Origin of the sequence: Microcoleus sp. bin38.metabat.b11b12b14.051 (genome assembly GCF_013299165.1) — a bacterium.
Classification (GTDB): Bacteria; Cyanobacteriota; Cyanobacteriia; order Cyanobacteriales; family Microcoleaceae; genus Microcoleus.
In genome coordinates this window covers 35134-59709 of sequence record NZ_JAAFKD010000034.1, presented here as the reverse complement: position 1 = coordinate 59709, position 24576 = coordinate 35134, and the positions used below count along the sequence as shown (strand labels likewise).

Genomic DNA, 24576 nt, shown 5'->3' with positions numbered 1-24576 from the left:
GGAACACTCTTGGTAGTGAGAACAGGAGTCCTCTGAATTTGCGGACTAAAGTCCTCACTACGAAACCTGTTCCTAAATGCAGCTACAAACTGTTACCTACCAGGGCGGGGAGAGAGTCTTTTTTGCGAAACTGCAAACTGTTATTTACGCAGTCGATCGCAATTGTGTCACCTTCGACAAACGCATTTTCCAGAATCTTGTTAGCCAGCGGGTTTTCCAACTCCCGCTGAATGGCGCGTTTCAGCGGACGAGCACCATAAACTGGGTCGTAACCAACATCTGTGATATGGTTCTTTGCAGCATCAGACAGTTCCAAACTGATTTTCTGTTCCGCCAACAGCTTCTCGATCCGCTTGACTTGAATGGTGACGATTTGCCGCAGTTCGATTTTGCTCAAAGTGTGGAACAAAATGATCTCGTCCACCCGATTGAGAAATTCTGGCCGAAAGTGCGATCGCAAAGCTGTCATCACCCGTTTCAACATTTGCTCGTATTCTTGGTCTGTCTCCCGTTCTTGAGTCGGTAAATCTTCAGTTTCACTGTGATCTTTTTCACTCTTGTCTGATGTATCCATTCGCTGGGCTGACACCTCAACAGTACCGTCGTCAGCAACTTTATAATCTGTCTTGGGAATTGACACCTCCTTCGGTTCGTGCTTGCGACTTGCAGGTTTTTTGGCGGTTTTTCCCTTCTTAGTAAACACGTCTAAAATGTGATCGCTGCCGATATTGCTCGTCATCACAATTACGGTATTTCTAAAGTCAACCACTCGACCTTGAGAATCGGTAATTCTGCCGTCATCCAACACTTGCAGCAAAATGTTAAATATATCAGGGTGCGCCTTTTCCACTTCGTCAAATAGCACCACCGAATAAGGGCGTCTCCGCACTGCTTCGGAAAGTTGTCCCCCTTCATCGTAACCGACATATCCGGGGGGAGCTCCGACTAACCGGGAGACGTTTTGCTTCTCCATGTATTCCGACATATCGATGCGGACGATCGCATCATCGCTGTCAAACAAAAACTCCGCCAATGCCCGCGCTAACTCGGTTTTTCCGACGCCTGTGGGGCCCATAAACAAGAAAGAGCCGATCGGTCTACCGGGATCTTTCATCCCCGCCCGCGCCCGCCGGATCGCCGCAGCAACAGCCGTTACAGCCTCTTCTTGACCGATGACTTTCTTGTGCAAATGACTTTCCAATTGCAGCAATTTTTGGCGTTCCGATTCTAACAACCGATTGACCGGAATTCCCGTCCACTTCGCCACAATTTCCGCAATATCGCCCTCAGTAACTTTTTCCCGCAGCAGCGAAGAACCTTGAGCTTGCTGTTTCAAAAGTTCGGCTTCTTTGGCTTCGCGATCGCGCACCGCCGTTTCTAATTTACCGTATTTCAACTGTGCCGCTTTATTCAGATCGTAAGCCCTTTCTGCTTGTTCGATTTGGACTCGCAGTTGGTCTTCTTCGGCTTTCAATTTATTGATTGCATCCAACAACTGCTTTTCGCCCAACCACTGCGAAGATAATTTTTCCTGCTTGCCTTTTAAAATCTCTATTTCCGATTTAATGCGTTCGATGCGGGGCGTGATGGTGGCGGTGGGAGAACCTTTTCCCTCACCTTCGATCGACAATTTTTCCATTTCCAACTGCATCACCCGGCGGTCGATTCCTTCCAATTCCACGGGTTTGGAGGTAATCTCCATTTTCAAGTGGGCGGCCGCTTCGTCTACGAGGTCGATCGCCTTATCGGGCAAAAAGCGATCGGAAATATAGCGGAAAGACAGAGTTGCAGCAGCTACCAGTGCCGAATCAGTAATTTTTACCCCGTGGTGGCGTTCGTAACGGTCTTTCAAACCGCGCAAAATAGAAACAGTATCTTCCACACTCGGTTCGCCGACAAATACTTGTTGAAAACGGCGTTCTAGTGCAGGATCTTTTTCAATATTCTTGCGGAATTCATCGAGAGTTGTCGCGCCGATACAGCGCAATTCACCTCGGGCTAACATCGGTTTCAACAAATTTCCCGCATCCATTCCCGAACCGGAACTTCCGCCGCCGCCAGTACCAACTACGGTGTGCAATTCATCAATAAATAGGACGATTTGCCCGTCGGAATCGATGACTTCCCGCAGGACAGAACGCAGTCTTTCTTCAAATTCGCCCCGGAATTTTGCCCCAGCAATTAAACTGCCCATATCGAGGCTGAATAGTTGGCGATTTTTCAAAGATTCGGGTACGTCGCCGTTGACAATTCGTTGCGCTAAACCTTCGGCGATCGCAGTTTTTCCGACTCCGGGATCGCCAATTAACACTGGATTGTTTTTTTGACGGCGGGACAGAACTTGCACGACGCGCCGAATTTCTTCGTCGCGACCGATTACTGGGTCTAGTTTGCCTGCTTTGGCGGCTTCTGTCAAATCGCGGCCGTATTTAGCGAGGGCGTCGGAGCTGGCTTCGGAATTTTGATTTTGATTTTGGCTTTGGCTTTGGCTTTGACTTTGACTTTGCTTTTGATCTTTGACTTTGGTAGTAGCGCGAATTGATTTGATTGCTTCGTCGAGTTTCGGGCGATCGATCGTCCCTGGGGCCGGTTTGCGATCGTATCCGGGGCGGCCAGGCGGGCCATCGCCTCTCGTCAGCAAACGTCGTCCGACTCGTTCGTCTTCTAGCAAGCCTATTAATAAATGTTCAACGGCGATAAAATTATCTTGCCAAGTCTGTCTGGCAGACTCAGCAGCATCTAACATCACTTCTAAGCCGCGACCGAGGTATAGTTGGTCAGCGTTGGCAACTCTCGGCTGTCGTTTAGCAAAAGCATCTAACTGTTGCGCCAAGCGGGGGACATCGACTCCAGCTTTGCTGAGAATGCTGTTTGCTAGGGCTTGCTGTTCCAGAATGGCGATCGCTAAATGTTCAACCTCTAGCTGCTGATTCGCAAAGCGGCGGGCTACATCCTGGGATTTGACAATGGCTTCCCAGGCTTGATCTGTAAATTTGCTAGGGTCTGTTGGCTGCACGTTAGTTCCTCGCAATCAAGGGGATTCCTGTTGTTATCCGTTAATATATCGTCTCACAACCATCATAATCTTTAAACACGATTGTGGATTTATGAGTGCGGTTAACAAGGCGGAAGTTGTCACCGTAGTTCGTAGTGAGGACTTTAGTCCGCAGAAATTGATGCGGACTAAAGTCCTCACTACAAATCTGCAATCCCCAGCGATTTTTTGTGTATTGTTACCGGAACGGGCGATCGAACTTATGAAAATACAGTGGTTCTCCCTTGCCTGCAATACTGTACGGACACGACACCACCCTCTCATATTATGTCTTGGTTCGTAGTGAGGACTTTAGTCCGCAGAAATTGATGCGGACTAAAGTCCTCACTACAAACCTCTATTTTTTAGATTGATTAACAGATATGCTATTTCCTACTTACCAATTTTTAGTGTTTTTTCTGATTCTTTTTAGCGCCATCATCTCTTTGAAGCCCCAAGTTAATTTATATAAAGTTGTGTTGCTAGTTTCCAGTTTGTTATTTTATTCCTTTTGGAGTTTCGATTTTCTATTACTCTTAGTTTTAGGTACAGTCTATAATTATATCATTCTCCGGGCATTGTGCCAAGGAAAATATCAAAAACTTGCCTTAATCTCCGGCTTAATTTTCAATATTGCCAATCTCGGCATCTTTAAATATTGCAACTTTTTTGTAACTTCCTTATTTGACGTATTAAACCAGCTCAAAATTCCCGCCAGCTTTCAAGTTTTGCAAATCATCGCTCCCGTCGGCGTATCATTCTACACATTTAGAATGATTGCCCATTTAATCGACTGCTACCAACACAAAATCCCCTGTCCGAAATTTGTAGACTACGCCACCTACATTACCTACTTTCCCCAAATTGCCTCCGGGCCAATCTCGCGCCCTCGCGAATTTTACGTGCAGCTAAATTCACCCAAAAAATACGACTATCAAATCGAAGAAGTTATCGTTTTGATTTTGTCTGGACTGTTCAAAAAATATACTTTGTCCAGCTTCTTATTTAACTTCACTCAACTACCATTCAAAGTTCCGCAGCAGTACAGCAGCATCGATTTAATCCTGGCGGCAATTTCCTATTCTTGTTTGATTTACGTAGACTTCAGCGGCTACTCAGATTTAGCTAACGGTATCTCTTGCTTGTTGGGTTTCAAACCCATTCCTAACTTTAATATGCCATACCGATCGCTCAGCTTGCAGGAATTTTGGAAAAGGTGGCACATCAGTCTTTCCGAATGGTTGAGGGATTACGTTTACTTTCCGTTAGGTGGCAATAAATACGGCAAATTGCGGAAGTACGTAAATTTACTGATGACAATGGCGATCGGCGGATTTTGGCACGGCGCAGGTTTAAACTTTATTTTCTGGGGAGCAATTCACGGCTTAGGACTAATTGTCAACCATCTATGTAAAGATATCCCCCAAGCAATCGGCTGGAAAATCGACTCTCGCTTTCCGAGATTGGCGCAATTTTGCAGTTGGTTGTTAACATTTACCTTTGTTACCTGTAGCTGGGTATTTTTTGGCACACCCAACTGGGAAACTGCGATGAGGTTTTTTCAGGGAATATTTCGTTTTTCCGCTGCAACTGTGCAATTCAACTTTTGGCAATTGTATCTAGTCATTGCAGTCATTGGCGCGATCAACCTGTGGGGCGAGAGCATTTCCCAAGTATTGCAAACCGTATTTTCCTTAAAAAACCTGTTCTTTCGAGTAGTCTTAGTTTCGCTGTTCGTCTATGCTATCTTGATGCTGGGCCCGAGTACCGTCCCGCCTTTTATTTACTTTAACTTCTAATAAATATGAAAGACAGAGAAATTTTGCTAATCGTTACTTCGGTAATTCTCACTTTAGTATTTTCCAACTTATCCTTATTTCTGAAAAGCTTTTCTTCAACTCCTTTAGCCAGTTCCGAAATAAAACAAGCAGCGCGCCAAATTGAAATCGACGGCTTCAGGAAATCAGAACAAAATTTTTGGAGCAAAATCAAAGATATCAATTTTGACAGCCGCCCCAAAAACTCAGAAAAATCTCCTGTAAAAACCGCAAGCAAACCTGCTGTTGCAGCCGCAAAGCCTGCTAAAAAGCCAACGCCAGCCAAACCAAAATTGACCGTACCTTATCGCAAATTTTTATTTATTGGCGACTCAGTAATGTTTGATTTAGGAACTCAACTACAGTACAGTATCAAGGAAAAATACAATATCACCGATACCAAAATTGACTACAAAGTATCCAGCGGATTAAACCGGATAGATTATTATGATTGGTATGCCAGAACCAGCGAAATTATCCAGGATTATCGACCGGATGTAGTGATTATTTTGTTCGGCGGAAATGACACTCAAGATATCACTGATTCTCAAGGAAAATACCGGGCAATTCTGACTCCAGAATGGCAAAAAGCTTATCAACAAAGAGTTGAAAAATACGCCCAGTTACTGGGAGCGTCTTCGGTAAGAAAAGTGTATTGGATAGGTCAATCAATCTCTAATAAATCTTCCTATCTCAAAGCTTTTCCGATTATGAATGATATCTATAAAAGCGCTAGCAAATATTCGCCTAAAATAGAATTTGTTTCAACTTGGGATACTTTTGCAGAAGCGGGAAACTTTGTACCAATAGTTGCTAGTAAATCTGGCAAGCGAGGCTATGTAAAAATCAATGACGGCCTGCACTTTACCTCCCATGGAGCGGAAATAATCAGCGATTTAATCGTTGACAAAATGGCGAAGGACAAAATATTAAAAGCTCCTCAAAAGAAACTTTAACTAGCTCAAAAGTCAAGCGTCCCCGCACAGCAAACCTGTGCGGGGACAGCACTATCAACAAATAAATATCCCGCGTTGCACAGTAGGAGATGCTCACTCCTATAAAGACTAAGATGCTGATGAAGCAGTTAGTTTCTGACTGCTGCGACTTTGGTTATCTAGTTGGATTAATTCAACTTTATATCCATCTGGATCTTGCACAAAAGCGATGACAGTTGAACCGTGTTTCATCGGGCCCGGTTCGCGGCTCACTTTACCGCCGCGGGCTTTAATTGCTTCGCAAGTACCGTAAATGTCGTCAACGCCGATCGCAATATGACCGTAAGCATCGCCTAAATTGTACTCTGCGACGCCCCAGTTGTATGTTAATTCCAAAACTGTAGTGTCGGACATATCGCCGTAGCCCACAAAAGCCAGAGTAAATTTACCCTCTGGATAGTCCTTTTGCCGCAGCAATTTCATCCCCAGAACCTCGATGTAAAATTTGAGGGACTCTTCCAGGTTGACGACTCGGAGCATCGTGTGTAGTAGTTGCATTTAGCTCACTCCAAATTTTTTAAGCTTCCTCAATTTTAGCGAGTTCTCGCTGGAAAAAACCGCGACGGCCAAATTTACTTGGTTTTAGCTGGATGTTTGCTCAACAAAAACCACCAGATTTCTAAACCTATTAAGCTCAACCCGCCTGCTGTTACGCCAATTTTTAAACTTAACGGCTGTTCTATCTGCCGAAATTGAGCGGTAGAATTAGCCGGAAAAACTGATACTTGATTGGCTCTAACTCCTGACGCACTTCCGAGGATAATTCCTAAACCTGCGAGACTTCCTACAACTTGATGCTGGTTCAACATTGATCGGATTCCTCCTAATTTATGCAAGAGATTTGGCTTGAAAATTCCGCAGTCGCAAAGCATTAGTCACTACTGAAAGCGAACTGAAAGCCATGGCTGCACCAGCGACAATCGGATTGAGCAGCCAGCCAAAAAATGGGTACAAAATCCCAGCGGCGATCGGGATGCCTGCGATGTTGTAAATAAAGGCAAAAAACAGATTTTCGCGGATGTTCCGCATCGTGGCGCCCGAAAGTTTAATTGCTGTAACTATTCCTTGCAAATCTCCTGAAATTAAGGTGATGTCGCTGGCTGCGATCGCCACATCGGTGCCGGTGCCGATCGCAATTCCCACATCCGCAGCAGCCAAAGCCGCTGCATCGTTAATCCCGTCTCCCACCATCGCCACAATTCTGCCTTCCCCTTGCAGCGCTTGGATTTGAGCGGCTTTTTGGTCGGGTCTAACTTCGGCGAAAACGCGAGTAATTCCGACGGATTGGGCGATCGACTCCGCAGTCGATCGATTGTCCCCAGTCAGCATCACCACCTCCAAACCGAGCTTTTGCAGCGCTTTCACCGCCCGCGCCGACGACGGTTTCAGAGCATCGGCAATGCCCAGAATTGCCTCTATTTTGCCCTCTACAGCCATCCAAACCACCGTTTTGCTCGCCGCTTCAAAAGCTCGCGCCCGCAGCTCCAGATATTCAGTATCGCAGCCCAATTCCTGCATCCATCTGAGGGTTCCTAGGGCGATCGACTTTCCCCCCGAAACCCCTCGCACGCCGCTCCCGGCGATCGCCTCAAAATCCCGAATATCTGTCAACTTCACTTCTTGAGATTGAGCGTACCTCACCACAGCTTCCCCCACAGGATGCTCGGAATTTCGCTCTACAGAAGCCGCCAATTGCAGCAACTTTAACTCATTGCTGTCGGCCGTTCCTTTAACAGTTACAAAATCAGTTACCGTCGGCTTACCTTCCGTCAGAGTTCCAGTTTTATCTAGCACAATAATTTGAATTTTGTGAGCCAATTCTAAACTATCGGCTCCTTTAATTAAAATTCCATTTTCTGCACCTTTACCCGTGCCAACCATCACAGCAGTCGGAGTCGCCAAACCCAGAGCGCAGGGACAGGCGATAATCAGCACTTCCACCATTGTCACGGTTGCTAAAGTGAAGTTTCCCGTCGCGTTAAACCAGACAATAAAAGTAGCTAAAGCGATGGCAATAACTGCGGGAACAAACCAGCCTGTCACTTGGTCTGCTAACTTTTGAATCGGTGCTTTTGAGCCTTGGGCTTCCTGCACCATCTTGACAATTTGAGCTAAAAATGTATCTTTGCCGACTCTAGTAGCGCGAAATTTGAAGCTGCCAGTTTTGTTGATTGTCGCTCCGATCACTTCGTCGCCAAGCTGTTTTTTTACAGGCAAACTTTCTCCCGTAACCATTGCTTCGTCTACTGTCGAAGCACCTTCAACCACCTCTCCGTCTACGGGGATTTGTTCGCCCGGGCGCACCTGTACGATGTCATTAATTGCCACTTGGGCGATCGCAATTTCCAACTCTTCGCCGTTGCGAATTATCCGAGCAGTTTTCGCTTGCAAACCCATCAGCTTGCGAATCGCCTCCGAAGTCTCTCCCTTCGCCCGATTTTCCAGGGTTTTACCCAACAAAATTAAGGCGATGACGCTGGCTGCAACTTCGTAGTAAACGCTGGGAGTCAAACCTTGGGCGGTGAAGAAACCTGGAAAGACTGTCACAAATACTGAGTAAAAGTAAGCAGCACTTGTTCCCAAAGCAATCAAAGTATCCATGGTTGCAACGTGCCGTTTTAGGGATTTCCAAGCTCCTATATAAAACGATTTGCCGCACCAAAATTGTACTGGTGAGGTTAGGGCTAATTGCAGCCAGGAATTGTGCAGCCATGCGGGAATGAATGGTAGGTGCAATCCTGTCATGGCTGGAATACCGCCCAGAACGAGCAGAATGCTGATGCTGCCTGCGATCCAGAGTTTTACCTGCAATTTTTGAGATGCGGATTTGCGATCGGCTTGTTCTGCATCATCTTCTACCGCAGCCATTTCTTGGAGCGGCAAAGCTTCGTATCCCGCCGCATCAACAGCCGATTGAATTGTTGTTAAATCGGTTTGCTTCGAGTCATATTTGATGGTTGCTTGTTCCCTCCCAAAATTGACGCTGCACTCAATGACGCCGGGAACAGATTTGATTGCTTGTTCCACAGAAGAAGCACAGGATGCACAACTCATTCCCCGCAATTTAAGTGTGAGATTGTCCATAAATTTCATCCTAAATTAGAAAATGACCTCCGATATTCAAGTCACCGCGCCCAATCAGGGATACAAGCGCCCAACTGTCATCGAAAATCTAAAATTTTAGATTCTTCGACTTTAGAGTCAATCTCAAATCAAAAATTTCAAATCGAAAATCGAAAATCGAAAATCGAAAATCAACTTGCTGGATAGCCAGCAGATGCGATCGCTTTCCTAACTTCACTTTCCGGCTTAGCGGTTTGAATCGTGACCAATTTTGTCTTGAGATCCGCCTCAACAGTGGCGGCTGAGTCAATGGCTTGGACTGCTTTTGCGATCGTACTCGTACAAGCAGAACACGCCATTTTGGGAACTTTTAGCTGTAAAGTCATAGTTGGAACCTCAGCAGAAACTACTTTGCTCGATCGATGAATTAACTTCAGTGTAAAGTCTCCACTGAGCGGGAGAGTCAAGGGGGAATCTCGAATTAATTCTTAAGTTTTACTGCAACTCATCGTTGTTAACTCAAACTACGGCACAGCAATATTTGTTTGCAAGTCAGAATCAAAAATTTCATCCTAATTTCATGTCTCTGTGACAATATGAATCAAGATGGCAGTTTTAAGGCTATAAAATCTATGAAACCAATTTCATTAAAAACAAGCTTTGCAGCACTGATATTGACCGCCACAGCAGCCCTCACCGGCGGAGTGCTGGCAGCTTGTTCAAAAGCTCCCACCAGCCAAACTCAAGCCCCAAATGTTACCGCAGCAACTGAAGCAAACAACAAGCAAGACGCGGCACAAAGCGGTATGGGTGGCATGAATCATAATATGTCAATGGATTTAGGCCCTGCGGATGCCGACTACGATTTGCGATTTATTGATGGCATGACAGTACACCATCAAGGTGCTGTCAACATGGCGAAAGAGCTGCTGAATAAATCCCAGCGCCCGGAAATGAAAAAACTAGCTAATAGCATTATTGCCGCTCAAAACCGCGAAATCAATCAAATGAAAGAGTGGCGCAAAACTTGGTATGCTAAAGCCGACAGTACGCCAATGGCTTATCACGCTCAAATGGGTCACATGATGGCAATGACTCCCGAACAAATGCAAAGCATGATGATGAGCATGGATTTAGGAGCGGCTGACGCTCAATTTGACCTGCGATTTCTGAATGCGATGATTCCCCACCACGAAGGAGCTTTAGTCATGGCCCAAGATGCTTTGAAGAAGTCTAAACGCCCAGAAATCAATAAATTATCTCAAGAAATTTTGACTTCGCAAAAGCAAGAAATTCAGCAAATGAAAGACTGGCGCAAAACTTGGTACAAACAGTAGTGACGGGCTGGATAAATTAATCGTCATATCTGTAGGCGCGGGTTTAGGCAAATATAAATAGTAAGTCAAAAAGCCCACTTAACCCGCCCCAGCATTGACTCGATCGAGCAATCTGTGACATAAAACCACAACATGAGTGACGCGAATCACAGTCAGTCAATTGTTCAGGAAATACCTGCTTCACTCTAACCAGAAATCCAGCCAATGAAAGAGTAGCAACAACCTTGGTATAACAGTGATTTAGCTCGATGTCGGCGATCGGTAGTTGTCTAAATTTACATCATTTGATTATTTACGTGTTTATACTGTGGACACATTAGAAGGAATCCATCTAAAGTAAGAGAGTCACCACAAAGCTATATGCAGGGTTAGTCAATGATTTTGAACAGCTTGGAATTAAACACCACCGATCGAGCAAATGCAGCCGTGGACGAGCTAGTCAGCGTTTTGACAAAGGAAATTGAAGCCAAAGAACTTGCACAAGGACAAAAAAATCTACAGTGCAATCCCTTGGCATTAGGTAAAACTTATATTCGTATTTTAGAAGCCGGAGGGCATCTGGGCTGCTGAGGCGAAATTTCATCCTAATTTCATTTGGCAGTGAAAGACTAGGTTGAGGAGATAAATTTTAGCTCTTGGTCATTGCTTAGCAGTCGTTTATTGAAAAATCCTCATTAAGTAGCTCCGGTTAATTTGGTTAACTTACTTATTTGGGTAAAACACCAACAGCTAAGCCTTTGGCACTCAACCTGATTTCTAGGAAAATGCCAACGATGATATTTCACAAATATGCTCAATATTCAGCAATTATTAGCAGTTGTTCGGGATGTTTTTTCAGCTTTATTTTGCTGAGCTCTCCCGCCGCCGTTTTCGCCCACGCTGGGCACGGAAATGAATTTCACCAAGAGGGCGAAACAACTCAAATTCCTGCTGCTATCTCCGTCGATGCCGCCACAGCAAAACGGTTGGGGATTAAAGTCTCTCCGGCCGCCCGCCAGCGATTAGATATCGGCATCAAAACCACAGGACAAATTGAAACTTTGCCCAACCAAAAGGTAGAAGTTACGGCTCCGGTGGCTGGCAAAGTGGTAGAGTTGTTAGTTAAGCCTGGGGACAAAGTATCAAAAGGTCAACCTGTTGCGGTTTTGTCGAGTGCAGAATTAGGACAGTTGCGGGTTGAATCTCTCTCGAAACAAGCGGAATCTGAGGCGGATTTGCAGCAAGCGCAAGGTGATTTGAAACTAGCTACCGAAAATTACGATCGCCTAATTAAAATCTCTGAAGCCGAAATAATACAGGCACGCACTCAATTAGCAGCAACGACTCAACAGTACGAGCGAGAGCAAGAATTAGTAAATAAGGGCTCTGTTGTCAAAGTTGCTAAACAAAATTATCAGCGCCAGCTTGAAATAGCGCAAGCAGAAATAGCGCGAGCAGAAACAGAATTGACTGTGGCTAAAGAACAGTTCGATCGCGATCGAGAATTAGTGGCATCAGGTGCGATCGCGCGGCGTACAATGCTAGAGTCGCAAGCCCACTTCGCCGAAGCAAAAGCCAATGTTGCGAAGGCAAAAAGCCGTCCCGAAGTTATCAAAGCCGAAACCGAAATTAAACAAGCTGAAGTAGACCTACCCATGCGGGAATTGCGCGATTCCCAAGGCAAAGTAGCAGAAGCCAAAGCTCAACTCACCAAAGCTCAGAGCCGCCGGGAAGTGCTAGAAGCCGAGAATCAGGTCAAACGCGCCAAAACTGCCGTGCAAGTCGCTCAGTCGCGCATTCGCTTAGCCGATGCAGCCTATCAAGCGCGCCTGCAACAATTAGGTACTGTTGCGAATGAGCAGGGACTTGTCACCGTAATTGCTCCGATTGCTGGTACGATCGCCGATCGCGCCATCACCCTAGGAGAGTCTGTAAGCCCTGAAAAACCGTTGATGAGCGTCCTCAATGACAGTCGGGTTTTCGCTACAGCCAACATTTACGAAAAAGACTTGAATCAGGTAAAACAGGGCCAGGAAGTCAGGGTAAAAGTTGCTAACTTGGGCGATCGTATTTTCAAGGGAAAAATCACCTTAATTGGCTCATCCGTGCAAGGAGAAACGCGAATTGTACCCGTGAAAGCAGAACTAGATAATAGTCAAGGCGAATTAAAGCCGGGACTATTTGCGGAGTTAGAGATTTTAACCGACAAAAATGTTACTAATGTTTTAGCAATTCCGAGTACAGCAGTAGTAGATGCTAGCGGTAAAAAAACCGTTTACGTGCAGAATGGCGATGCTTATCAAGCTGTTGACATTGAAGTCGGTCAAACTGCGGGGGATTTAGTAGAAATCAAGAGCGGTTTATTCGATGGAGATTTGATTGTTACCCAGCGCGCACCTCAACTTTACGCCCAATCTCTGCGGGGCGGCAGCAAGCCATCAAAAACCGAGGAAAAGCCAGATACAACTGCACCAACAGCACAGACAACTACTAACAATTTTCCGCAGCAAATGTGGTGGTTAGCCGGAACAGGAGGAGCAGCAATATTGGGTACTCTAGCATTTTCTGTCGGTGTTTTAGCAGGTCGCAGAAAGGGCGATCGATCCGCAACAGCGAGCAACTTAGAAGACAGCCCAATTGTTTATGAAACAGAGATTTATCTCGACAATTCTCAGCTCAATTTGCCTAACTCAACTGCAATTATTGAGGAACGTAAAGAATCTAACCAGCTTCATTAATAGACAAGATTGCATAAATCCTTGTTTGATACAGTCACCGCAGATTTAAGACAGATGAACAGGGATAAACGCAGATATTTGGTAGATAATTGTGTCAGGAGTGCAATCTTGTCTAATGAGTAGAATAATTCCGCGATAATAGCACTTATTTTAACTTTATTTAAAATAAGCGTCGGCTTAATGGTGCGCGGAATTAGCAAATGATTGACAAAATATGAACCATAGTGTAGATTATTTCAAATTGGTTATTTTAGACAAATTATGTTACGCAAGTCTTATGATTTTTGGGTGCAGCATATAAACCCACACTTAAATACTTTAATTGTGACAATCGGTGTAGTTGGACTTACCAGTTGTCTGGCTATTGCTTGTCTTTTAGCATGGCTGTTTCAAGAAGTATTAGAACGAGAAGCTTTTGCCTTTGATACTACTTGGTTGAACTGGCTGCACGGATATGCAAATCCGAGTCGAGATGTGGTGATGCTAACAGTTACTCAGCTTGCTGATGCTAGTGTCGTTGTAGTAATTGTAGCAGTTACGCTAGGAATTCTGTGGTGGAAGCATTACCGCGAGGAAGCTAAATTTTTTGCTCTTGCTTGTTTGGGAGCATTGATTCTCAATACTGGATTAAAGTTATTCTTTAGCAAGCCTCGTCCCCAGATTTTTCCCAGCTTAATTGCAGAAACATCTTTTAGTTTTCCTAGCGGTCACGCTTTAGGAGGTTTTGTGATGTATGGATTTCTAGCTTACCTGCTTTCTGCTCACTTTCCCAAGTTTTCCAAACTTATTTATACTCTAGCCGTTGTGACGATCGCTCTAATTGGCCTGAGTCGGATGTATATAGGAGTACACTGGCCAACAGATATCATTGCTGGCTACGGAATCGGGTATCTTTGGCTGATGATTTGCATCACAATGTTGAAGTTGCAAACCAGACAAGTTTAGTCATTAGTCATTGGTGATTGGTCATTAGGAAGAAGACATACACACCAAATTTTTTAGTTATATTTTTGCACTCATTCATTTGCTCATCCTAAAATCATCTGCGTTCATCCATGTTTATCTGCCTTATATCTCAATACGGTTTACTTAAGAGAGATCCCCCCTAACCCCCCTTAAAAAAGGGGGGGACAAGAATGCTCTCAAAGTCCCCCTACAACCAGGGGGATTTAGGGGGATCTCCGGGGCATAAATAGTGTTAAGTGAACCGTATTGCCTAATATCTGCGGTTCTAAAAGATTTCATCGTGATTTCATTTCTGGATGTCAATATAGCATCAAGGGCGATTTAACCATGTTTGACCAAGGAATTGCGGGGAAATCTAATGTTCAGCACTATTCTGAGATGGGTAATTAATCGTCGTTGGCTAGTCGTTCTCGCCACCATTATTATTAGTCTTTGGACATTATATATCATCCCCAAAATGTCCCTCGATGTCTTCCCGCCTTTTGCACCGCCGCAAGTCGAAATTCAGACAGAAGCACCGGGCCTCGCACCGGAAGAAATCGAATCTTTAGTAACACTTCCGATCGAAAGTGCGATTAACGGAACTCCTGGAGTAACAGCAGTGCGATCGTCTTCTGCTGTGGGTATTTCTGCGGTTAAAGTAATATTTGATTGGGGAACTAACATTTATCAAGCACGCCAATTAATAACAGAAAGATTGCAGCAAGCTCAAAGCAAACTCCCGGCTGGCGTAGAAGCGCCACAAATTTCTCCGACAACTTCTCCTGTCGGACTGGTAATTACCTATGCTTTCACATCAGAAACTACTCCTTTGATGGAAGTGCGCCGTCTGGTAGATTGGCAAGTCACAAATCGCCTTCTCGCCGTGACTGGCGTTGCTCAAGTCGTGGCTTACGGCGGCGAACAAAGGCAGTATCAAGTATTAGTAGAACCTGCTAAGTTAAAAGCTTTTAATGTGTCCTTGCAGCAAGTGGCGGAAGCGGCAAAGGCTGCGAATGTTAATGCGCCCGGGGGTTATTTAATTACACCGGATAAAGAAACTTTAATTCGGGGCGTGGGGCGGATTGAGTCGGTGGCGGATTTGCAGCAATCTGCGATCGCCTCTCGACAAGGAACACCCGTCAGAATTGGTGATGTCGCTGATGTCAAGATTGGTGCTGCAATCAAGCGGGGAAATGGCAGTTTTAACGGCAAAAAAGCTGTGATTGTGATGGTAAACCGACAGCCCATTGCTGATACTCCGACGGTGACGAAAGCGGTTGAGGCGGCTATGGCTGAGCTACAGCAAGCTCTGCCTAAGGATATTAAGGTGACAGTGACTTTCCGGCAGGAAGAGTATATCAACTCTTCGGTGGAAAATGTGCGATCGGCTTTAGTGGAAGGTAGCATCATCGTCACCATCATCCTAATCCCGTTTTTGATGAATTGGCGCACTCTGACGGTGGTTTTGCTCGATTTCTTCCTAACTTGGCTGTTCGGGCTGCTGGCGATGTATTGGCTGGGGCTGGGATTGAATACGATGACTTTGGGTGGGTTGTCGGTGGCGATCGGAACTGCGATCGACGATGCGATCGTTTATGCCGAAAATACCTACCGAAATTTACGAGAAAATACGGCTTCTGGGCATCCGCGCCCGGTGATGGATGTGATTTTTGACGGCAGTCAGGAGGTGCGAGATTCGTTAATTGGAGCAACGATAATAGGGATTGTGGTGTTTTCGCCGATTTTTACTTTGCCCGGTGTAGAAGGTCGGATTTTTACGCCGATGGGGATTACTTATTTGGTGGTTGTGGTGATTTCTAGTCTGGAATCACTGTTTGTTTCTCCGGCGCTTTGTGCTATTTTGTTGCCGAGCAAACGCATGAGTGCTGAGGAGCCTTGGCTGCCGAGATTTTGCAAGCGCATCTATCACTTTTTCATCCAATTGTCAATGCGTTATTCGGCGATAATTTTAATTTTAGCTACTGCTAGTATGGTGGCTGCATTAGTTATTTTACCTTCCTTTGGTCGAGTGTTTTTGCCAGAATTTCAGGAGCAAACTTTGGTAAATACTATTCTGCTTTATCCGGGGGTGTCTTTGGAGACGACGGATAGCGCGGCTTTTGCTATGGAAGATGCTCTTAAGGGTGATCGCAGGTTTGAATACGTGCAAGTGCGATCGGGCAGAGCTCCGGGCGATGCTGATGCTGCGGGTGTGAATTTAGCTCACATCGATATTGGTTTGAGCGAGGAAGGAATGAAAAATCGGTCGAAAACTTTGGAATCATTGCGGCAAGAATTTGCTAAATTGCCGGGAGTTGCACCAAATATCGGCGGTTTTATTTCTCACCGGATGGATGAGGTTTTGTCTGGTGTCAGGAGTCAGATTGCTGTGAAAATCTTTGGCCCGGATTTGAATCAGCTTCGCAGTCTCGGCGCTCAAGTTGAAGCGCAAATGAAAACTGTTAAGGGAATTGTGGATTTGCAATTAGAACCGCAAGTACCGGTGTCACAAATTCAAATTAAGTTTAACCGCCAAGCCGCGGGGAGATACGGTTTGAAAATAGGAGAACTTTCGGAAATAATTGAGACTGCTTTAAATGGCAAAGTTGTCTCCCAAGTTTTGGAGGCGCAGCAAACTTTTGATTTAGTTGTGTGGTTGCAGCCGTCAGCGAGAAACAACCTCGAAACTATTCAGAATTTGTTAGTTGATATCCCCCCTCTTTCCCCTCCTTATAAAGGGGGGGATGAAAGGGGGGGTAAAATTCCCTTGGCGCAAGTTGCAACTGTTACATACGGTACGGGCCCAAATACGATTAATCGTGAGAATGTTTCGCGGTTGATTGTGGCGGCGGCTAATGCGAAAGGTCGGGATTTGCGATCGGTGGTGAATGAAATCAAAGCTAAAGTCAAACGAGAGGTGCAGTTGCCTTTTGGCTATTTTATCCAGTATGGCGGTCAATTTGAGGCGGAAGAAAGGGCTTCGCAGAATATTCTGGTGTTTAGCGCGATCGCCTTTTTGGTCATTACCGTATTGATGTACTTGTCCGTTAAGTCAATTCCTTCAACTGCGATGATTATGATCAATTTACCTCTCGGCTTAGTTGGAGGAATAATTGCTGTAGCTTTGACGGGCGGTATAATTTCCGTAGCTTCCCTCGTTGGCTTTGTCACATTATTCGGCGTAGCTACCCGCAACGGCTTGTTGTTAGTAGACAACTATAACACTAAATTTGCTGAAGGAATGCCCTTGAAAGAAGCTGTTATTAAAGGTTCAATGGAACGCCTCAACGCCATTCTAATGACCGCTTTAACTTCAGCTTTGGGTTTAGCACCTTTAGTTTTAGAAGGCGGCCCCGGCAAAGAAATTCTGCAACCTTTGTCGATCGTAGTTTTGGGGGGATTATTTACTTCTACTGCCTTAACTCTGCTAGTTTTACCAGCTTTATATGCTCAATTCGGTAGATTTTTAAGACCTCAACAACCTCAGCCTTTTGTGGAAGATGGAAAAGTAGTTAAATCAGTATTTGAGCAGTGATGCTAGCTAATCACTGAATATTTTTTGATGATTGTCCTTGACGCTCTATTTTAAAATGCCATAATTTACGAATAATTGTCCGAAAATAGTAAAGCACATGAAAACGATCAAATCAAGTTTAATTATTCTCAGCAGTATCGGGCTGCTGTCTTTGGGAGCTTGCGGTAAAGGCGACGAAGCAAGCGATACAAAAATCAGCCCAACACCTCCTCCTGCTGCTTCAAAACCTGCGTCTTCCGCTCCCGCCGCTGCTCCTGCTGGTGCAAAAGGAGCCAACGGCGGACAAGTTGTCAATGCTGGAGCTTACCATTTAGAGTTTGTACCTGAAAAAGAAGCTACTGGAACTCACTTAGATTTGTACCTGCAAAAAGGTGATAAAAAGGAACCAGTTGCTGACGCGAAAGTGACGGCTCAAGTGCAGTTACCGAGTGGAAAGCAGCAAACTCTAGCGCTCAAATATGATCCTGAAGGTAAACATTATGCTGTTGTATTTCCAGGCAAAGATCCAGGTCAGTATCCTGTGAAGGTGAATGCGGATATTAAGGGAGAAAAAGTGGACGGCCGTTTTACATTCACTCAGTAGTTTGAGTAGAACTTAGCTGTGGAGACCCGGTTGATTTTGGCGATCGGGTTTTTGTTAATAGGACTTACGCGCGCCGATCTTAGAAACCCGGTTTCTTCGTAGATTTATCGTTACTAAACGCAAGATTTTCGTAGAAACCGGGTTTCTAGGCACCCATGCGTAAATCCTGTTAAGATAGATTTGAAGAACTCATTTAATTAGCTAAAATTTCATCTCTATTTCATTCCTGACAGTGAAACTAATAAATAAGAAAACTAATTAGTTAATTTGTCAGGGATTACGGCGATGAAAAAGTTAATTTATGCTGCTGCATTTACATTCCTCCTAGCATCTAATCTGCGTGCAATTGCGGGAGGAGCGATGCAAAATGCTAATGTTGCTCACCTTGTTGGTAGCGCTGCAACTCCTAATAGAGCTGGCTTTCAGGGTGCTACCCATCGTTTTGATGTTCACGTTCAGGGAAGATCTCTTTCAGAAATTGCGATCGCCCTTCCAGACGATCTGAGCATCAGGGGAGGAATTGAGGTCAAAAATCAATCCGGTCAGAAAATCGAGAGTCAAGTATCTGTCAACAATCAAAGAGCAACAGTAGTTTTTGCTCAACCAGTCGCGCCTGACACCACGATATCAATTTATATGCGCGGTATTAATACTCCCGGTTACAGTCGCAATTGGGGATACGTCATATCTGCTAAAATGGTGGGAATAAATGCAGAAATGCCCCTGGGTCGAGTTGGCATTCAAACTTACTGATCGAAAGGTAAAGCTCATACTAGGTTTCAAAATTTCTGCAAGAGTTGCATTGTTTTTGATGATTGAGATGAGGTGCGTCGCTATGATATTGTCCGTTTTGATTCAGAGATTGTTGATGGCGACACACCCTACGAATAATATTGCAAAAATCATGAAATTTTGCGTAAGCTTTAAATTAACGTTATGAGAATTTTGCTAGTTGAAGATGAGCCAGATTTGGGAAAGGCGATCGATCGCACTTTGAAGCAAGAAAAATACATAGTTGACTGGGCCCAAGACGGAAATGAAGCTTGGGAATATCTAGACAATCAGTGGACACAATACACTCTAGCCATTTTTGACTGGTTGCTTCCGGGATTGTCGGGAATACAACTGCTGCACAAATTGCGCGCTAAACATAGCTTTCTGCCAGTTTTGATGCTGACAGCCAAAGACAGGATGGAAGATAAAGTGGCGGGATTGGATGCCGGGGCTGACGATTATTTGGTCAAGCCCTTTGGGATGGAGGAACTGTTAGCTAGGTTGCGGGCGTTGCAAAGGCGATCGCCCCAAATCCAGCCCCAACAGCTACAAATCGGCAATCTCGCCTTAGATTGCGGTAATCGCACGGCTTGTCACCTCAATCAAAACGGCACAAACCAGATAATTTCGTTGACTAACAAAGAGTTTCAATTGTTAGAATATTTCATGAAACATCCGAATCAAATTGTCACTACCGACCAAATTCGGAATCAGATATGGGAAGCCAGTGCAGATGCTTTTAGCAATGTAGTAGCCGCTCAAGTGCGGTTGCTGCGGCGCAAACTCGAATCAGTTGGCTGTGCGAATTTAATTGAAACTGTACATGGTGTTGGATACCGGATGAGAAATTAAAGATAAGATAAAATAAGACGGCGGTTGAAACCGCGGCTACACAAACGATGTCCGCCTCCGCGGACTCAAGAAAGAAGATCGCGTAATTTTACCTTTTGGTGTCCTGATCCCAAGCGTATCTGGCTATAATATAGAAAACTCGATCGCAAAAATGGCTCCCATGAAAGATTTAATTCAACAAGAGTTAGAACAGCTCGATCTAGAACAACTAAAACAAGTATTTAAATTTATTGCATTCCTGAAATTACGTCCCAGATTAGTTACTAATCTAACAGTAGATGAAACTAACTTAGCTGTACTCTACAGCGAATTTGCCGAAGCAGACCAAGAACTTGCAAAACTCGGAATGAGCGAATATGCAGAACTCCTAATAAATGAGGATTAGCCCGGAAAATTAGATATAAAATAATGTGTTATTTGCCTGGTTATATTTATCTTAATAGGACTTGCACACGGGTGGTCAAAACCTTGATTTTAAGCTTATTCTCTCTTTTCTCCTCCTCTGCGTTCTCTGCGCCCTCTGCGGTTCATAAAAAAAGTCTCATGCTCAACCAATTACCAATTATGAAATCTGAAATGTGAATCAAAATAAACTATTTAACCGCACTCGATCGCAATTAGCTCTTTCCTATGCGGCAGTCATGGGTCTGATTTTAAGCTTGCTGGGATTTGGTGTATATAAGGCGATCGCCCACGCGCACTGGATCGCCATAGATCGCGAACTAGAATCAGTAGCCGGGACACTCCACGATAGCCTCGAAATCAAGCTACAGCAGCCGGGACGACTAGAACCAATCGTCTATGAACTTTTGCCAAACCTCCGCATAATTGGAGTTAACGGCGTTAAAGAACAGTTCCGCGATCGCCATATTTTAAGCGCCATCAACCAAAGCTATTACTATATCCGTTTATTTGACTCTTCAGGTAAATTGATTGCTACAGCAGGCACTTATCCTGAAACATTGCCACCGACATTTAACTCGCAACACTGGCAAACAATCGCTGACAGCCAAGGAAATATTTATCACCAAATTTCTGTATTTCTGCATACTAAAACCCAGAAAAACTGGGGATATTTTCAAGTAGGGCGGAGCTTGCAAGAGTTCAATGATTACCTAAGTACAGTCAAATTAATTTTGAAATTGGGATTGCCAACCGCGTTAATTTTGGTGGGCTTTTCTAGTTGGTGGCTGGCAGGATTGGCGATGAAACCAATTTATGATTCTTACCGACAAATCCAACAATTCACTGCGGATGCCGCCCACGAATTGCGGACTCCTTTAGCGGCATCCCAAGCCACAGTAGAATCGGCACTGTTGATGCCAGAATTAGATGAGAAAGAGGCGCGGGAAATTTTGCGAACAGTCGATCGCCAAAATCGACGCTTGACTCAGTTAGTCACTGATTTGTTGTTGTTGGCGCGGATGGACTCTCAACCAAAATCCGAGATCCCTCAGCTTTGTTGTTTGAACGACTTGGTGAGCGATTTAGTCGAGGAATTGGCTGCTTTGGCGATCGCCTCCCAGGTAGCCCTAACCTCCGAAATCCGCGCACAGCAGCAGTTAAATGTTGTCGGAGATGCCGATCGACTTTACCGTCTCGTTACTAACCTAATTGTCAATGCGATCCAATACACTCCCGCTGGCGGAAACGTCACAGTCGTCTTAGATTGCAGTCACATCGAGGCGATAATTCAGGTGCAAGATACCGGAATTGGGATAGCGGCGGCAGATTTAGCGCGGATATTCGATCGCTTTTACCGAGTTAATAGCGATCGATCGCGTCATACAGGCGGTTCTGGGCTTGGATTGGCGATCGCACGGGCGATCGCGCGGGCGCACCGCGGCAGCCTCAGCGCCCGCAGCCAATTGGGTTTTGGCAGCACCTTTGTCCTGCGGTTGCCTTTGTAAGCTACTATGTGAGGGAAACTGACATCTTGCACCATGCTCAAGAACAGGCAAGATGCCTGTTCCACAAAGAGTGATTCTTGTTGTGGGGTGGGCATCCTGCCCGCCCTTAAAAGGCTGATTCAGAATTCTGCAAGATGTGGGGGAAACCGAATATCTTTTTGTGGTAATCCCTTTGGCAATATGTAGCGCGATCGCCCAAAATCAATACATAGTCAGTTGACAGTTGACAGTTGACAGTTGACAGTTGTTGGATATAACAACGAATAACCACTAACTAATAACTAATGACTACTGACTAATGACTACTGACTCCTAAAAACTACCTAGCGAAGAATTATGACAGTTTTAGAACAGGGAACAATCTCAATCCATACCGAGAATATTTTCCCGATTATCAAGAAGTCGCTATACACCGACCACGAAGTCTTCTTGCGGGAACTAATTTCTAACGCCGTCGATGCCATTGCCAAACTCAAAATGGTTTCCCGTTCCGGCGAATACAGCGGCGATATTGGCGAACCACAAATCAATATTGCGATCGACAAAGAAAACAAAACCCTCTCAATTACCGACAACGGCATCGGCATGACCGCCGACGAAGTAAAAAAATACATCAATCAAGTCGCTTTCTCCAGCGCCGAAGAATTTATTCAAAAATATCAAGGCAGTGGCGACGACGCAATTATCGGTCACTTTGGACTCGGTTTCTACTCTTCTTTCATGGTCGCTCAAAAAGTAGATATAGATACCCTTTCCTACAAAGAAGATTCGCAAGCAGTACATTGGTATTGCGACGGTTCACCCGCTTTTGAACTATCAGAATCAGCCCGTACAGAACGCGGTACTACAATTACTCTAACACTCCAAGACGAAGAACTGGAATATGTAGAATCCAGCCGCATTAAGCAGTTAATTAAAACCTACTGCGATTTCATGCCTGTTCCCATCAAGTTTGAGGGAGAGGAACTCAACAAGCACAAAGCAATCTGGCGGGAATCAGCCAGCAATTTACAAAAAGAAGATTACTTAGAACTGTACCGCTACCTCTACCCGTTCCAAGATGAGCCGCTACTTTGGGTACACTTGAATACAGATTATCCTTTCATTGTCAACGGGATTCTCTTCTTTCCAAAACTGCGGCCGGATGTCGATGTTACCCAAGGTAATATCAAGCTATTTTGCAACCAAGTTTTTGTCAGCGATCACTGCGAAGAAATTATTCCAAAATTCTTGATGCCGCTGCGGGGAGTCATTGACAGTACCGACATTCCGTTGAACGTTTCTCGTAGTTCCTTGCAAAGCAATCGCACTGTGCGGAGAATTGCTGATTATATTGCGAAAAAAGTAGGCGATCGCCTAAAAGAACTTTACCGCGATGACCGGGACGAGTACATCCGTTGCTGGCAAGATATCGGCACTTTTGTCAAGTTTGGATCTCTCAACGATGACAAGTTCAAAAAACAAGTCGAAGATATCTTAATCTACCGTAGCACCTACGAACCAACAGCAGAAAAGCCGGAAACTGCAACGCCAGAAGTGCAGGTGCAAACTGAGGAAGGAGATTTGTGGAAAGATGTAAATCCCAAGTCGGAAACTTCTACTTCGACGCAACCTTACACGACGCTGAAAGAGTATTTGGAACGCAATCAAAAACGCCACGAAAATCGGGTGTTTTACTGCACGGAACCTGCGTCTCAAGCAACTTACGTCGCCATGCACAAAAGCCAAGGCTTAGAAGTGCTGTTTATGGATTCTTTCATCGACACGCACTTTATCAGTTTCTTGGAACGAGAATACTCGGATGTCAAATTCTCGCGGGTTGATTCCGATATTGACGACACGCTAATTGACAAAGAAAAAGAAGCGGAAATTGTCGATCCGACAACTAATAAAACTCGCAGCGAACAAGTTAAAGAAATGTTCCAAAAGGCTCTCAATAAGCCGAAAGTGAACATTCGCACTGAAGCTTTGAAGTCTGACTCTGCTGAGGGGGCGCCACCTGCGATCGTCCTGTTACCGGAAGCTTTGCGCCGGATGCGCGATATGACGGCGCTTTTGCAGCAGCAAGCGGCCCAATTCCCCGAAGAACACGTTTTGCTGGTGAATACGTCTCACCCGCTGATTCAAAATCTGGCGAGTTTGAGTCAGGGTGTGATTATTCAAGGTGGCGGTGAGTCTCCGTCGGCGCAGTTGGCGAGTATGATTTGTCACCACGTTTACGACTTGGCTTTGATGGCCCAGAAGGGTTTTGATGCTGAAGGGATGAAGGATTTTGTTGAGCGATCGAACAGCGTCTTGACAAAATTGACTGAACGTGCAATGTAAGAATCCCCCCCAACCCCCCGATGCTTTGGGGGGAGCTAGAGTTTGGTTTGTTGCAGTCTCTATCTCCCTTTGCTAAGGGGAGCTAGAGCTTCATTGTTGCGGGCTGTGTTGGAAACAGCCGGTTTTCTTGTACCCCCTGTACCAGAAAGGCTACAGGGTTTTTCTTATCCCCCCCTTAGCAAGGGGGGCTAGGGGGGTAGTCCGCAGTTGCTATATAATTAGAGGCTGCATCAAAAAACGGTAATCTGGAGGGCAATATGTCACGGAAATGTCAGCTAACGGGCAAGAAGGCGAATAACGGTTTTGCGGTTTCTCACTCGCACCACCGCACTCACAAGTTGCAAGGCGTAAATTTGCAGTGGAAGCGGATTTGGTGGCCGCAGGAGAAGCGCTGGGTAAAATTACATCTTTCTACAAAGGCAATTAAAACCTTGGAACACAAGGGTTTGGAAATTATGGCTAAGGAAGCTGGAATTAACCTTTACAAGCTTTAAATAACCTTGTTAATTGAAAAAAGGGCGATCGTTTAAATTAAAAGTGCGATCGCCCTTACTTTTAGAAAAAAAACGTTCGTAGTGAGGACTTCAGTCCTTCTTCCTAAGTCGAAATTAAAAGTGCGATCGCCCTTACTTTTAGAAAAAAAACGTTCGTAGTGAGGACTTCAGTCCTTCTTCCTAAGTCGAAAT

Annotated in this window: 19 protein-coding genes; 14 read left to right on the top strand and 5 right to left on the bottom strand. The window is 45.0% G+C overall.

Features of this window, described 5'->3' with window-relative positions; all coding sequences use genetic code 11:
* Positions 1-82: 82 nt before the first annotated feature.
* Entirely contained in the window at positions 83-3016 is a 2934-nt protein-coding gene (locus tag QZW47_RS25765) for an AAA family ATPase (protein ID WP_293133660.1), read from the bottom strand.
* Positions 3017-3417: 401 nt separating this feature from the next.
* Here QZW47_RS25765 and QZW47_RS25760 point away from each other — a divergent pair, with 401 nt between their 5' ends.
* Both QZW47_RS25760 and QZW47_RS25755 read left to right on the top strand, forming a co-directional pair.
* A complete protein-coding gene (locus tag QZW47_RS25760; RefSeq protein WP_293133657.1) occupies positions 3418-4833 on the top strand; it encodes an MBOAT family O-acyltransferase in 1416 nt (471 codons plus the stop codon).
* Between the two features lie 5 nt (positions 4834-4838).
* Positions 4839-5807, top strand: coding sequence for a DUF459 domain-containing protein (locus QZW47_RS25755; RefSeq protein WP_293133654.1), 969 nt, complete (start codon positions 4839-4841; stop codon positions 5805-5807).
* Positions 5808-5915: 108 nt separating this feature from the next.
* On the opposite strand, the gene gloA is transcribed toward QZW47_RS25755, so the two are convergent.
* From gloA to QZW47_RS25735, 4 genes are all read right to left on the bottom strand, one after another.
* Entirely contained in the window at positions 5916-6344 is a 429-nt protein-coding gene (gene gloA / locus QZW47_RS25750; RefSeq protein ID WP_293133651.1) for a lactoylglutathione lyase, read from the bottom strand.
* 74 nt (positions 6345-6418) lie between these two features.
* Complete coding sequence (locus tag QZW47_RS25745) at positions 6419-6655, bottom strand: hypothetical protein (protein ID WP_293133648.1); 237 nt, start codon at positions 6653-6655, stop codon at positions 6419-6421.
* A 19-nt stretch (positions 6656-6674) separates the two neighbouring features.
* Positions 6675-8930, bottom strand: a complete 2256-nt coding sequence (locus tag QZW47_RS25740; protein WP_293133645.1) for a heavy metal translocating P-type ATPase — start codon at positions 8928-8930, stop codon at positions 6675-6677.
* 170 nt (positions 8931-9100) lie between these two features.
* Entirely contained in the window at positions 9101-9295 is a 195-nt protein-coding gene (locus QZW47_RS25735) for a heavy-metal-associated domain-containing protein (RefSeq protein WP_293133642.1), read from the bottom strand.
* 246 nt (positions 9296-9541) lie between these two features.
* Between QZW47_RS25735 and QZW47_RS25730 the strand changes: the two genes are divergently transcribed.
* The 12 genes from QZW47_RS25730 to rpmB all read left to right on the top strand — a co-directional run bounded on the left by QZW47_RS25730 (position 9542) and on the right by rpmB (position 24384).
* Complete coding sequence (locus tag QZW47_RS25730; protein WP_293133639.1) at positions 9542-10246, top strand: DUF305 domain-containing protein; 705 nt, start codon at positions 9542-9544, stop codon at positions 10244-10246.
* Between the two features lie 375 nt (positions 10247-10621).
* Complete coding sequence (locus tag QZW47_RS25725) at positions 10622-10816, top strand: hypothetical protein (protein ID WP_293133636.1); 195 nt, start codon at positions 10622-10624, stop codon at positions 10814-10816.
* 203 nt (positions 10817-11019) lie between these two features.
* Positions 11020-12963 (top strand): efflux RND transporter periplasmic adaptor subunit, encoded by a 1944-nt coding sequence (locus QZW47_RS25720; RefSeq protein WP_293133633.1) that lies wholly within the window; start codon positions 11020-11022, stop codon positions 12961-12963.
* A 261-nt stretch (positions 12964-13224) separates the two neighbouring features.
* Positions 13225-13908, top strand: coding sequence for a phosphatase PAP2 family protein (locus QZW47_RS25715; protein ID WP_293133630.1), 684 nt, complete (start codon positions 13225-13227; stop codon positions 13906-13908).
* 379 nt (positions 13909-14287) lie between these two features.
* Positions 14288-17446: an efflux RND transporter permease subunit gene (locus QZW47_RS25710; protein WP_293133627.1), complete on the top strand. Its 3159-nt coding sequence runs from the start codon at positions 14288-14290 to the stop codon at positions 17444-17446.
* 97 nt (positions 17447-17543) lie between these two features.
* Positions 17544-18029 (top strand): hypothetical protein, encoded by a 486-nt coding sequence (locus tag QZW47_RS25705; RefSeq protein ID WP_293133624.1) that lies wholly within the window; start codon positions 17544-17546, stop codon positions 18027-18029.
* 285 nt (positions 18030-18314) lie between these two features.
* The gene (locus QZW47_RS25700; RefSeq protein ID WP_293133621.1) at positions 18315-18782 is read left to right on the top strand and encodes a DUF2808 domain-containing protein; all 468 of its coding nucleotides are present in this window, start codon (positions 18315-18317) and stop codon (positions 18780-18782) included.
* 183 nt (positions 18783-18965) lie between these two features.
* Positions 18966-19655: a two-component system response regulator RppA gene (gene rppA, locus QZW47_RS25695; protein ID WP_293133618.1), complete on the top strand. Its 690-nt coding sequence runs from the start codon at positions 18966-18968 to the stop codon at positions 19653-19655.
* Between the two features lie 160 nt (positions 19656-19815).
* The gene (locus tag QZW47_RS25690; RefSeq protein WP_293133615.1) at positions 19816-20040 is read left to right on the top strand and encodes a hypothetical protein; all 225 of its coding nucleotides are present in this window, start codon (positions 19816-19818) and stop codon (positions 20038-20040) included.
* A 193-nt stretch (positions 20041-20233) separates the two neighbouring features.
* The gene (rppB, locus tag QZW47_RS25685; protein ID WP_293133612.1) at positions 20234-21565 is read left to right on the top strand and encodes a two-component system sensor histidine kinase RppB; all 1332 of its coding nucleotides are present in this window, start codon (positions 20234-20236) and stop codon (positions 21563-21565) included.
* Positions 21566-21901: 336 nt separating this feature from the next.
* A complete protein-coding gene (gene htpG, locus QZW47_RS25680; RefSeq protein ID WP_293133609.1) occupies positions 21902-23890 on the top strand; it encodes a molecular chaperone HtpG in 1989 nt (662 codons plus the stop codon).
* A gap of 257 nt (positions 23891-24147) precedes the next feature.
* A complete protein-coding gene (gene rpmB / locus QZW47_RS25675) occupies positions 24148-24384 on the top strand; it encodes a 50S ribosomal protein L28 (RefSeq protein ID WP_293133606.1) in 237 nt (78 codons plus the stop codon).
* Positions 24385-24576 lie beyond the last annotated feature (192 nt).

What these genes read in the sequence shown, in the direction of transcription:
- QZW47_RS25760 (WP_293133657.1), top strand. Translation starts at nt 3,418, where the DNA reads ATGCTATTTCCTACTTACCAATTTTTAGTGTTTTTTCTGATTCTTTTT.
- QZW47_RS25755 (WP_293133654.1), top strand. Translation starts at nt 4,839, where the DNA reads ATGAAAGACAGAGAAATTTTGCTAATCGTTACTTCGGTAATTCTCACT.
- gloA (WP_293133651.1), bottom strand. Translation starts at nt 6,344, where the DNA reads ATGCAACTACTACACACGATGCTCCGAGTCGTCAACCTGGAAGAGTCC.
- QZW47_RS25745 (WP_293133648.1), bottom strand. Translation starts at nt 6,655, where the DNA reads ATGTTGAACCAGCATCAAGTTGTAGGAAGTCTCGCAGGTTTAGGAATT.
- QZW47_RS25740 (WP_293133645.1), bottom strand. Translation starts at nt 8,930, where the DNA reads ATGGACAATCTCACACTTAAATTGCGGGGAATGAGTTGTGCATCCTGT.
- QZW47_RS25735 (WP_293133642.1), bottom strand. Translation starts at nt 9,295, where the DNA reads ATGACTTTACAGCTAAAAGTTCCCAAAATGGCGTGTTCTGCTTGTACG.
- QZW47_RS25730 (WP_293133639.1), top strand. Translation starts at nt 9,542, where the DNA reads ATGAAACCAATTTCATTAAAAACAAGCTTTGCAGCACTGATATTGACC.
- QZW47_RS25725 (WP_293133636.1), top strand. Translation starts at nt 10,622, where the DNA reads ATGATTTTGAACAGCTTGGAATTAAACACCACCGATCGAGCAAATGCA.
- QZW47_RS25720 (WP_293133633.1), top strand. Translation starts at nt 11,020, where the DNA reads ATGATATTTCACAAATATGCTCAATATTCAGCAATTATTAGCAGTTGT.
- QZW47_RS25715 (WP_293133630.1), top strand. Translation starts at nt 13,225, where the DNA reads ATGTTACGCAAGTCTTATGATTTTTGGGTGCAGCATATAAACCCACAC.
- QZW47_RS25710 (WP_293133627.1), top strand. Translation starts at nt 14,288, where the DNA reads ATGTTCAGCACTATTCTGAGATGGGTAATTAATCGTCGTTGGCTAGTC.
- QZW47_RS25705 (WP_293133624.1), top strand. Translation starts at nt 17,544, where the DNA reads ATGAAAACGATCAAATCAAGTTTAATTATTCTCAGCAGTATCGGGCTG.
- QZW47_RS25700 (WP_293133621.1), top strand. Translation starts at nt 18,315, where the DNA reads ATGAAAAAGTTAATTTATGCTGCTGCATTTACATTCCTCCTAGCATCT.
- rppA (WP_293133618.1), top strand. Translation starts at nt 18,966, where the DNA reads ATGAGAATTTTGCTAGTTGAAGATGAGCCAGATTTGGGAAAGGCGATC.
- QZW47_RS25690 (WP_293133615.1), top strand. Translation starts at nt 19,816, where the DNA reads ATGAAAGATTTAATTCAACAAGAGTTAGAACAGCTCGATCTAGAACAA.
- htpG (WP_293133609.1), top strand. Translation starts at nt 21,902, where the DNA reads ATGACAGTTTTAGAACAGGGAACAATCTCAATCCATACCGAGAATATT.
- rpmB (WP_293133606.1), top strand. Translation starts at nt 24,148, where the DNA reads ATGTCACGGAAATGTCAGCTAACGGGCAAGAAGGCGAATAACGGTTTT.